This is a genomic window from Mesorhizobium sp. CNPSo 4661 (assembly GCF_057784215.1).
The window spans coordinates 125,194-136,192 of the sequence record NZ_JBWGIO010000019.1 but is presented as its reverse complement, the minus strand read 5'-3'; the positions used below and the strand labels follow the sequence as shown (position 1 = coordinate 136,192).

Below are 10,999 nucleotides of genomic sequence, written 5' to 3'. Positions count from 1 at the left end.
GATGCCAAGGGCGCGGCCCAGGCCGGCATCAAGACGATGGAGACGATCATCCTGCCCGAGGTGCCGGAAATCATCTCGCCGATCATCTACGCCCTGCCGATCCAGATGCTGGCCTATTTCACCGCCGTCTTCATGGGCACCGACGTCGACCAGCCGCGCAACCTCGCGAAGTCGGTCACGGTGGAGTAGGCGGATTGAGAGGACGCTCGCTCCTGGATGATTTACTTAGAGAACTGGCAAGCTTTCCCTGTGCGTTCCGCACGCGAAGGCGCTCGAGGAAGCCCGGCCGATGCGTTCAACCATGATCTCGACCGGGATTTCGCCGGTGCAGACCAGCTTCTCCATCCATGTCCCCGGCACGCGCGCTGCCTATTCCCTTCAAGATTGAACACCTGGAATTTTCACGTTAATTAATAAATTTACGCATGGAATAATTTTCGTCGACGCGTTGATAACTCACATGGCTTCCTGTAAAATTTCAACTTGCAGTCGCGCGCTGGCGCACCGCAAGGAAAGCACGGGACAGCGCATGGATCAGGCCGTGTCCGTGCTGCGAGGGTTTGAATGGCGATGACGCACAAGACGATGGAGGATTTCGCCCGGTCCTGCGGCGTCTCCAGGCCTACGCTTTCGAAATATTTCGACGATCCGACCAGCGTCAAGCCGGCGACGCGCAAGCGCATCGAGGAAGCGCTGCGCTCGTCCGACTACCAGCCGAACCTGTTCGCGCGTAACCTCAACCGCAAGCGCACACGCAGCATCGGCATTGTCGTGCCGACTGTGACCGATCCGTTCTATTCGGAGATGGTCAGCCGCATCGAGCTCCGGCTGCGCGACGAAGGCTACTGGCCGATCGTCATCTCCTCGCATGGCTCGACCGAGCTCGAGGTCGAGGCAACGCGGACCATCCTGTCGCTGAAGGTCTCGGGCGCGCTCGTTGCGCCGCTCGGGCGGCGTTCCGACCATCGCACGCTGGAAAAGCTGACGCAGGCGATCCCGATCGTCTATTTCGACACCTACCTCGAAGGCCACACGCCCTTCGTCGGCAACAACAACACGCAGAGCGTCGCGACCATCGTCGACTATCTCTGCCGCTCGGGCGACGCGCCGGTTTATTTCGACATCCCGCACGTCAACCACAACTCGCCCGAACGGCTGGCGAGCTATGTCGCCTCGATGAAACGGCTCGGGCATGAGCCCATCGTGATCGGCAACACCAAGGACTACACTTGGGATTTCGAGCGGATCGGCTACGAGCAGACCGAAAGGATGCTTGGCAATGGCGCCCTGCCGGGCAAGACCATCCTGTGCAACAATGATCGCCTGGCCTTCGGCCTGATGGCGGCCGCCTTCGCCCGAGGGCTCAAGGTCGGCCGCAAGGCGGATTGCGACCTGCGCGTCGCCGCGCATGACGACCATCCGCTGAGCCGCTACGCTTGCCCCGGCCTCACCACCATGGCGCAGGATTTCGCCGCGATGGCCGGACGCAGCGTCGAGACACTGCTTGCCCTGCTCAACGAAGACGGGACGGCGGTCGCGCCCAAGGTCAAACTCGACGCGACGCTGGTGATGCGTCAGTCGGCCTGATCTTTGGCGAAAGCGCGATCGAAGCCACGCCAGGCGGCAACCGCCGCCTCGACCGCCTGTCGTGATGCCCGCCCGTGGCGGCCCATCGAAACGAAGCCGTGGATCTGGCCCGGCCAGCGCTCGAGCACGACCGGCACACCGGCGTTCAGGAGACGCTTGGCATAGGCCTCGCCTTCATCGGTGAGGATGTCGTGGCCGGCGATGGCGACGAAGGCCGGCGCCACTCCCACAAGGCTTTCGGCTTTGAGCGGCGAGACGCGCCAATCGCCGACGTCGGCGGCGTCGCGGACATAGTGGTCGCGGAACCAGGCCATGGTCATGGCGGTCAGTCCAAAACCTACGGCGAAGCGACGATAGCTGTCCGCCGTCTGTGCGGCATCGGTGTTGGGGTAGAGCAGCAGTTGCGCCGTCAGCGGATGTTTGTCCTCGCGCGCAACGAGGCTGAGCACAGTGGCCAGATTGCCGCCGGCGCTGTCGCCTGCAACGGCGACGCGTTTCGCGTTGATGCCGAGATCGGCGGCATGATCCTGCATGAAGGACAACACGGCGCGGCAGTCTTCCACCGCCGCTGGAAACTTGTGCTCGGGTGCCAGCCGGTAATCGGGCGACACGACAACGCAAGCCGCGATGTTGGCGAACCAGCGACAGATCTCGTCATGCGATTCGAGATTGCCGATCACCCAGCCGCCGCCATGCAGATAGAGCAGCGCCGGAGCATCCGCATCAGGCGCGCCCTGCCCGCGATAGATCCTCAGCCTCAGCGCGTCGCCCGGTCCGGCGATTGTGCGCTCGGTGACCGACCCTACCGGCTCGCGGTCGCCTTGTAGATCGGGAAGACCGTTCACATAGGCACGGCGCGCCTGTTCCGGCGTGCCGGTCTCGAAGGGCGGCCCGTTCGCCCGGCGGCCGAGATCGAGAACATGTAGCGCTTGCGGGTCGAGCGCGGACAGGTTCGGTGCTGCCGTCAGCGGCGATGTCGTCATCGACGGACCTCCTGTCAGGCCAGCAGGCTCGCCGCCTCGTCCTCGCCGAGCAGCGGCGGCTGGTCGACCGTGCCGTTGACGGCGACTGAGCCACGGCTTTCGCCCGAGGCCAGGATCGCCTCCATGATCTCCAGCACATGCAGCGCCAGATCGCCGGACGCGCGCGGCCTCCTGCCCTCCGCCAGAGCTCGCGCCAGGTCGGCGACGCCGAGCATGCGGTAGTTGGCGCGGTCAGGCGCGGCGTATGGCCAGTTGCGCGCACCGTAGAGCTCGCGCTCACTCTCGAGATCTTTCCAGTCGGCGCCGCGCGCCGAGAGCGAGACGGTGCCACCGAAGGTGTCGGGATCGGGCAGCCTCAGCGAGCCCTCGGTGCCATGCAGTTCGATCGGATGGTTGGAGTGCTTGAAGACGTCCCAGGAGGCGCCGAAGGTGACGGTGGCGCCGGAGCGGAACTCGAGCAGCGACAGGATGTTGGTCGGTGTGCCGACCTTGAAGGTGGTGTTCTTGTAAGGACCGTCGGCGGTGACCAGACGTTCCTCCTGGCCGCGCGTCGCCATCGCCATGACGCGTGCGATCGGGCCGAGCAGGTTGACCAGCATAGTCAGGTAGTAAGGACCCATGTCGAAGACCGGGCCGCCGCCCGGCTGGTAGTAGAATTGCGGATTGGGATGCCAGTGCTCCATGCCGCGCCCCATCATGAAGGCGGTGCCGGTGACGGCGCGGCCGATCGCGCCCTCGTCCATCAGCCGGCGCGCCCTACGTCCGGCAGCACCGAGGAAGGTGTCGGGCGCCGAGCCGAGCAGAACACCGCGTGTTGCCGCCTCGGCAACCAGCCGGCGGCCATCGGCGGCGGACGTCGCCAGCGGCTTTTCGGTGAAAACGTGTTTTCCGGCCGAGAGCGCCGAAAGCGAAATGTCGAAATGCGCCGCCGGTATCGTCAAATTGAGGACAAGGTCGATGTCGGGGTCGGCCAGAAGCGTGTCGACGCCGAGTGCGCGGATGCCATATTCCCTGGCACGGAGCGCGGCCATATCGGCCGAAATGTCGGCACAGGCGCGCAATTCGACCCCGCCGAACAGGCTCGCATTGCGCAGATAGGTCATCGAGATGTTGCCGCATCCGATGACGCCGATGCCGAGCTTTGTCTTTGATTTTCCTTGCATTTCAGATCGTACCTCCCAACGCGGCCATGGCCTGGCTGCACCCTTTCGCCTGCAACGGAGCACAGTCAAAAGCCGCTATACAACATTTTAATTCTTGACGCGCGTAAAATTTTTATAGAGCATATGAAAACGCCGTGCACCGGAATTTTGAAAACAAACGATTGAGGAATTCTCCACTCATGAGCCTTGGAACCAAGGTGCGTCTTGCGCGCCTCTTCTCGCATCCATCGGGGAATCTTTTTGGCGGTGCGGTCGACCACTTCGTCGGCTATGGCGACGTGCGAAAAGGCGGCCTTGCCGACCTGCCGGGTGCGCTCGCACGCGTCATGGCGGGCAAACCCGACTATGTCAGCATCCAGCCCGGCACCGCGCGCCATCTGTGGCCGCAATATGCGGGCAAGGCTTCCCTGGTGATCCAGGCGGGCTGCTTCACCCCGGACGATCGCATCAGCGAGCTGATTGCAACGCCCGAGGATGCGGTGCGGGCAGGCGCTGATGCGTTGGCCGTGGCCATTCCGGTGCGCGGCGCGACCGAGGGCAAATACATACGCTGGCTGACCGACTCGGTGAATGCGGCGGCGCGCTACGGCATGCCGGTGGTGGCGCATATCTATCCGCGCGATTTCACCGACGGGGCGAAGATCGTCTTCACCCCCGACGAGATCGCCTATGCGGCGCGCATCGGCTACGAGTCCGGCGTCGACGTGATCAAGATCGGCTACACCGGCGACTTCGAATCGTTCCGGGAGACCGTTCGGACCTGCCCGGTGCCGGTCGTGATCGCTGGCGGGCCGAAGACCGATACGCTGCTCGGCGCGCTTCAGCAGACGGCGGACGCCATCCGTGCCGGCGCGCGCGGCGCCGTGGTGGGCCGCAATCTCTGGGGACATGGCGATCCGCAGAAAGCAGCTCTTGCCTTCCGGGGCGTCATCCATGACGGCCTTTCGGCACAAGACGCTCTGGCGAAGGCGGGTGCCTGAACAATGCCCACCGTCCCCTCAATCCTCGGCTTCGGCGCCATTGCGATCGACGACATCGCCTATGTCGATCAGCCGTTGTCGGCGGGCAAGGGGAAGGTTCTGCAAAGCACGCGCGCTTTCGGTGGAAATGTCGCGACGGCCCTTGCCGCCGTCGCGCGGCTCGGCGGAAACGCCGGATTCATCGGCTGGCTGAGCAATGCCGCGGACGACGCCGTGCTGTGCGATCTCATTGAGAGCGGTGTCGAAACCGCATTCGCGCCGCGCCACCCGGATGCGCGCCCTGTACGCTCGCGTATCACCGTCGGCTCCGACGGGGACCGATTCATCGCCTATGACGACGAAGCGATGCTGGGCACCGCGCCGGACTTTCCGGACGAGGTCCTCAGCCGCGCGACCATGCTGATCGTCGACGGCTATGCGATCCGGTCGCTGGATGTCGTGGCTCGGGCTCGCGATCTCGGCCTCGCGATCCTCGGCGATATCGAATGGAGCGGCGGGCCAGCGACCGACAGGCTGACGGCGCTCTGCGACCATCTCATTCTTCCGCTCGGCTTCGCACGCACCGCCACGGGCCGCCGCTCGCCCGCCGAGATGCTCGAGGCTTTGTGGTCGCCGTCGCGGTCGGCCGTGGTTCTGACCGATGGCGACAGGGGCGTCTACTATCGCGGGCGCGACGAGAGGGGTCTCTGGCACCTGCCTCCTCACCGGGTTGCCGTCGTCGACTCGACCGGCGCAGGCGACTGCTTTCATGGCGCCTATGCCCATGCATTGACGCGCGGCGGCGACACCGCTGGCCGGGTCGCATTCGCGGCCGCGGCCGCAGCCCTGTCGGTAACGGGGCATGGCGGGCGCGAGGCGCTTCCGACCGACGATCAGGTCAGGCAACTCCTGGCATCGGCGAACGCTCCATCGGCAGCCGGGCTGAACCATGCGCAACTCGATACCGGAACATAGAACGGAACGATCCGAGGAAACATTTCGCAAGCAAATACAGGCTGAGAATAATTACAAAATCAGCGGCTTAGACTTGTGGAGGGAGGAAGATGGCAGAAGTCGTTCTTGAGAATATCTGCAAGACCTACGGAAACAATTTTCACGCGATCGACCAACTGAACCTGTCGGTCGAGGACGGCGAGTTCCTGATTCTCGTCGGGCCGTCCGGCTGCGGCAAATCCACAGCGCTGCGAATGATCGCGGGATTGGAGGACGTCACCAGCGGCAGCCTTCGGATCGGCGGCGTCGACGTCGTCGACATGCCGCCCAAGGACCGCGACATCGCGATGGTGTTCCAGAGCTACGCGCTCTACCCGCATATGACGGTGTTCGAAAACATCGCCTTTTCGATGCGGCTGGCAGGCAAGCCGAAGGCCGAGCGCAAGAAGCGCGTGGACGAGATCGCCAAGACCCTTCAGCTGACGTCGCTGCTGGACAGCAAACCCGCGAACCTGTCGGGCGGGCAGCGTCAAAGGGTTGCCATGGGCCGCGCCATGGTGCGCGAGCCGGCCGCCTTTCTCATGGACGAACCCCTCTCCAATCTGGATGCGAAACTGCGTGTGCAAATGCGCGCCGAAATCACCAGCCTGCAAAAGCAACTCGGCGTGACGACCATATACGTGACCCACGACCAGATCGAAGCGATGACGATGGGCGACAGGGTCGCGGTGTTGAAGGGCGGCGTGCTGCAGCAGGTCGACACACCCAAGAGGCTCTATGAATCACCGGTGAACGCTTTCGTCGCCGGCTTCATCGGCTCTCCTTCGATGAACCTTTTCGAGGCAACGCTGACGGGCAGCGAGCTGATGTCCGGCGCCTTCGCCATACGGCTGCAGGATGCGGCCTTCGCGCGCAGGCCAAGCTTGAAATCGTATGCGGGGCGCAAGGTCGTGTTCGGGATCCGGCCCGAGGATCTCTATGACAGCAGCCTCGAATCCGGCCGCAAGTATCAGACGATACCGGCAAAGGTGACCTCGATCGAAGAGCTCGGGTCCGAACATATCGTCCATCTCAACATCGACGCGGTCCGGGTGGACTCCGGCGACCCGGACGCGGTCGAGGATTTCGGTCTGGCGTCGAACGCGGTGGCGAAATTCGAACCGGTCAGCGAAGTCCGCTCCGGCTCGGAAATCCGGCTGGCCCTGGATGATACCAAGCTCCATTTCTTCGATCCCGAGACGCATCTGGCGATCTGAAGATTTGCGGCAAGGCCCGCAGGCGGGAGCGAGGCGCCTGCGAAAGAAGGCTTCTGAATAAACCAGACGATCGTCCGCATTGTGCGGCCGATCACTAAGAAGGAGGAGAAAATGACGTTTCGTATAAGACCCGCGATGCTGAAAATGGCCGCGGCCGCATGGTTGCTTGGCGCAACCGGCGCCATGGCGGACACGACGCTGGAATTCACCCAATGGTGGGAGCCAGAGCTGCCCGCAGGCTCCTTGCGCAAAATCATGGATGATTTCGAGGCCGCGAATCCCGGCATCAAGGTGACGCTGGTCAGCGGCCCCTATGCGACCACGCGAGACCAGATCTCGGTGGGCGCCGCAACCGGAACGCTCAGCGACGTCGTCGGTCTCGACGGCGCCTGGGTGAACAATCTGAACGCGCAGAATGCGCTCGCCGACATGAACCCGATGATGGATGCGAGCAAGTTCGACAAAGCCCAGGTCGCCGATATCATCAAGGTGGACGGCAAGGCGGTGATGTTCCCGGTCGCCTCGTTCGTCTATCCGGTCTTCGTGAATCTGGACCTCGCCGCCCAGGCCGGCGTGACCAAGCTGCCGTCTACCCGCGCGGAGTTTCTCGAAGCCGCCAAGAAGATGACCCATCCCGACAAGAACCAGTATGGCTGGGTGCTGCCGCTCTCGCTGCAAACGCCGTCCGGCGTCCAGAACGACATGATGTCGTGGGTCTGGGCTTCGGGTCAGTCGATGATGGCCGACGGCAAGCCGGCTCTCGAGGCCAAGCCGGTCGTCGATATGCTTGCCTTCGTCAAATCGCTCAACGACGCCGGCGCCATCTCGCCCGGCATCGCCACCAAGACCGAACAGGAGAAGGTCGAGGAGTTCGTCAACGACCGCGTCGGGATGATGATCGACTCGCTCGCGCATGTGAACCTTATCCGCAAGCGCAATCCCAAGCTGAACTTCGACCTCATCCCGGTCCCGGTCGTGGAGGGTTACACCGGCAAGCGTGGCCTTCCCTATGCCTCCTGGGGCATCGGCATCTCCGCCGGCTCGAAGCATCAGGAAGAGGCCTGGAAACTCGTCCAATATCTGATGAGCGAAAAGGTCAACGCCAAGCTGGTGTCGCTCGCCAACGCCTTCCCGGGCAACGTCAACGCCAAGCCCGATTTCGTGACCTCGGACAAGGCTTTCGGCAAGGCGTTCGAAATCTTCAAGACCGGCTATCTCGCCAACGAGTTCACGGGCCTGCCGGTGGCTGAAGACCTGATGACCCAGTTCGACGTGCAAGCCCAGAAGATGCTCGCCGGCGAGCAGTCTCCGGAACAAGCCGCGGCCAACGCTCAAAAGGGCTGGATGGCGAAATTCTGATCGGCCTGTTCCCCCTTTGCTATCTTCGGCCGGGTGGCCTGACTTCGGGCAGGCCACCCGGCAACAACGGATCGGCAATTTGAGAATGGACCTGTTTTTGAGGCTCGCCTTCTCTTGAAGGCGTATCCCAAGGTTGGCACATGACCCGGCAAAAGCGCTCCCACCACAAGCTGAAACGAGCGGTCGCACCCTATCTCTATCTGTCGCCCTCGCTCATCATCATCGGCCTTCTGATGCTGCTGCCGATGGTGACGGTGATCGCCTACTCGTTCCAGAACAGCGCGGTGCTGCGTCGCGACCCTTCCTTTGCCGGACTGAAACACTACCAGGCGATCTACGACGATCCGGTGTTCTGGGCTTCGCTGTGGCACACGCTCTACTTCACCTGCATGAGCGTCGTTTTCCACATGACCATCGGCATGGTCTTCGCGCTCATGCTGAACAGCGACCGCATCAATCCAACGCTGCGCAATATCCTGCGCGTGCTCTACATACTGCCCTGGCTGTTCACCGCGGTGATCATCGCGGTGATCTGGCGTCTGCTGCTCGAGCCGAACGGTGTCGTGAACAGCATTCTCATCCAGCTGGGCATCATCGGTTCCAAGATCGAGTGGTTTTCCTCGCCCGAGACCGCGCTGCACGCCGTCACCTTCGCCAACATCTGGGCGGGTTATCCGCTTTTCATGGTCAGCCTGCTCGCCGGTCTGCAAGGCATTCCCAAGGATTTCTACGAGGCCGCCGATATCGACGGGGCGAAGGCCTATCAGAAGCTGATCTTCATCACGATCCCGCAGCTGATGCCGATCATCATCAGCATCTCGCTGCTCGACTTCATCTGGACCATGCAGGTCTTCCCGTTGATCTGGATAACGACGGGCGGCGGTCCGATCTACTCGACCGAGGTGCTCAGCACCTACACCTACAAGCTGGCGTTCTCGAGCTACAACCTGTCCCAAGCGTCGGCGAGCGCCGTGGTCATCCTGCTGATCTCTCTCGGCCTGACGCTGTTCTATATCCGTTATCAAAAGGCCCGGTAGTCGCCATGAGGAAAAGACACACACCGAAAGACAGGCTGATCACCGTCGCGCTGCATGTCGGTCTTGCGGCGGGGCTGTTTTTCGCGGCCTTCCCGATCTACTGGATGCTCAGCAGCTCGTTCAAATCGAATACCGAAATCTTCGCCTTGCCGCCGACCATCCTGCCGAAGGCCTTCACGCTGGAAGCGTATGAAGCCATCCTTGGCGACCCGGTGAAGCTGCGCTTCTTCTTCAACAGCTACTTCGTCGCCGGAGCGGTGACCGTGCTGACGGTGCTGATCGCCTTGCTGGCGGCCTATGGGTTCAGCCGCTTCAATTTCCGCGGCAAGGGCAGCCTCAACACGCTCATCATCAGCACGCAGACGATCCCGCCGATCACGCTTCTGATCCCCTTCTTCGGGCTTGTCGTCTCCTATGGCATCTTCGACACCTATGTCGCGCTGATCCTGACCTACCTGGTGTTCACCCTGCCCTACGCAATCCTGTTGATGACGGGATATCTGAACACCTTGCCCCGCGATCTCGATGAAGCGGTGGCTGTCGACGGCGGCAGCAGCTGGACGGCGCTCTGGCGGGTAATCGTGCCGATCTCACTGCCTGGTATCGTGGCGACGTCGGTCTACACATTCCTGTTGTGCTGGAACGAGTTTCTCTTCGCACTGACGCTGACGAAGTCGACGTCCATGCGCACCGTCCCGATCGGCATCCAGCTCTTGATGGGGCAGCACGCCTTCGAATGGAACCAGATGATGGCGATGAGCGTGCTCGGCTCGCTGCCGCTCTTGCTGATCTACCTCATCGCCCAGAGGTTCTTCCTCGCCGGCATGACCGCGGGCTCGGTCAAATAGATGTTCCGCGGAGAACCAAGGAATGAAAGGATGAACGTGAAAGACCTCAAAGTCGGCTGCCAGACCTTCACCTGGGAAATGCTGGGAGACCGGTTCACCGGCGGCCCCGACGATCTCATCAAGGCTATCGCCGATGGCGGCTATGCCGGCATCGAGATCACCGACACGATGATCGGCCGCTATGCCGGCAAGCCGGCCGAATTCGCCGCGGCGCTGAAGTCACGCGGCCTGACGCTGGTCTCCTTCGCCTTCGGCTCGAAGAGCGGCTTCACGCTGAAGGACAAGATCGGCGAAGACCTCGAGGCCGCCAAGCGTTGGATCGACTTCGCCGCCGCCTTTCCGGGCGCGCTGGTGTCGATGGGCTCGGCGACCGTCGTTTCCGACGGGCCGCGCGACGACAAGTTCGCGATCGCCGCGGACGTCTACAACAAGGCCGGCGAGCTTGGCCGTAAAGCCGGCGTGCAGGTCGCGGTGCATCCGAGCTCGCACCACGACACGCTGCTCTTCGACCGCGCCGACTATGACCGCATCTTCTCCCTGCTCGACGCTTCGCTGGTCGGCTGGGTGCCGGACACCGGCCACATTTTGCGCGGTCACAAGGACATGGCCGACACGCTGACCGCCTATCGCGACCGCATCCGCTACGTGCATCTGAAGGACGTCGATGCGAAGGGCAGCTGGGCCATGCTCGGCAAAGGCGTCTGCGACACGGCCAAGGTGATCGAGATCGCGAGCGCCGCGCCCAATTTCAACGGCTGGCTGGTGCTGGAGGAAGAGTCCGAGACCGCCGCCGCTGATCCTGCCGGCGCGGTCAAGACCAACCGCCAGACCATGCGCGGCTACGGGGCATAAG

The 10,999-nt window shown here is 62.9% G+C and carries 10 protein-coding genes and 1 pseudogene; 9 read left to right on the top strand and 2 right to left on the bottom strand.

Translation table 11 applies throughout. From position 1 onward, the window contains the following. Window positions 1–189: pseudogene (locus AC0YKC_RS26775) on the top strand (glutamine--fructose-6-phosphate transaminase (isomerizing)); the annotation flags it as partial. A 375-nt stretch (window positions 190–564) separates the two neighbouring features. After that, window positions 565–1,587, top strand: a complete 1,023-nt coding sequence (locus tag AC0YKC_RS26770; protein WP_320298565.1) for a LacI family DNA-binding transcriptional regulator — start codon at window positions 565–567, stop codon at window positions 1,585–1,587. Here AC0YKC_RS26770 and AC0YKC_RS26765 read toward each other — a convergent pair. Beyond that, the gene (locus AC0YKC_RS26765) at window positions 1,575–2,570 is read right to left on the bottom strand and encodes an alpha/beta hydrolase (protein WP_488513263.1); all 996 of its coding nucleotides are present in this window, start codon (window positions 2,568–2,570) and stop codon (window positions 1,575–1,577) included. The two genes, AC0YKC_RS26770 and AC0YKC_RS26765, sit on opposite strands and share 13 nt — an antisense overlap. A gap of 14 nt (window positions 2,571–2,584) precedes the next feature. After that, window positions 2,585–3,733 (bottom strand): Gfo/Idh/MocA family protein, encoded by a 1,149-nt coding sequence (locus AC0YKC_RS26760; protein WP_488513262.1) that lies wholly within the window; start codon window positions 3,731–3,733, stop codon window positions 2,585–2,587. A 179-nt stretch (window positions 3,734–3,912) separates the two neighbouring features. Here AC0YKC_RS26760 and AC0YKC_RS26755 point away from each other — a divergent pair, with 179 nt between their 5' ends. The 7 genes from AC0YKC_RS26755 to AC0YKC_RS26725 all read left to right on the top strand — a co-directional run bounded on the left by AC0YKC_RS26755 (window position 3,913) and on the right by AC0YKC_RS26725 (window position 10,998). Then, a complete protein-coding gene (locus tag AC0YKC_RS26755) occupies window positions 3,913–4,713 on the top strand; it encodes a beta/alpha barrel domain-containing protein (protein WP_010914679.1) in 801 nt (266 codons plus the stop codon). A 3-nt stretch (window positions 4,714–4,716) separates the two neighbouring features. Further along, window positions 4,717–5,667 carry a PfkB family carbohydrate kinase gene (locus AC0YKC_RS26750; RefSeq protein WP_320298561.1) on the top strand — a complete coding sequence of 317 codons (951 nt, stop codon included), beginning with the start codon at window positions 4,717–4,719 and terminating at the stop codon, window positions 5,665–5,667. A gap of 89 nt (window positions 5,668–5,756) precedes the next feature. Next, entirely contained in the window at window positions 5,757–6,902 is a 1,146-nt protein-coding gene (locus AC0YKC_RS26745) for an ABC transporter ATP-binding protein (RefSeq protein WP_320298560.1), read from the top strand. Between the two features lie 111 nt (window positions 6,903–7,013). Continuing rightward, on the top strand, window positions 7,014–8,261 hold the full coding sequence (locus AC0YKC_RS26740; RefSeq protein WP_488513261.1) for an ABC transporter substrate-binding protein: 1,248 nt from the start codon (window positions 7,014–7,016) through the stop codon (window positions 8,259–8,261). A gap of 140 nt (window positions 8,262–8,401) precedes the next feature. Continuing rightward, on the top strand, window positions 8,402–9,298 hold the full coding sequence (locus AC0YKC_RS26735) for a carbohydrate ABC transporter permease (RefSeq protein WP_434721491.1): 897 nt from the start codon (window positions 8,402–8,404) through the stop codon (window positions 9,296–9,298). A gap of 5 nt (window positions 9,299–9,303) precedes the next feature. After that, window positions 9,304–10,146 (top strand): carbohydrate ABC transporter permease, encoded by an 843-nt coding sequence (locus AC0YKC_RS26730; RefSeq protein ID WP_320298557.1) that lies wholly within the window; start codon window positions 9,304–9,306, stop codon window positions 10,144–10,146. A 30-nt stretch (window positions 10,147–10,176) separates the two neighbouring features. Beyond that, on the top strand, window positions 10,177–10,998 hold the full coding sequence (locus tag AC0YKC_RS26725; protein WP_434721490.1) for a sugar phosphate isomerase/epimerase family protein: 822 nt from the start codon (window positions 10,177–10,179) through the stop codon (window positions 10,996–10,998). Window position 10,999 lies beyond the last annotated feature (1 nt).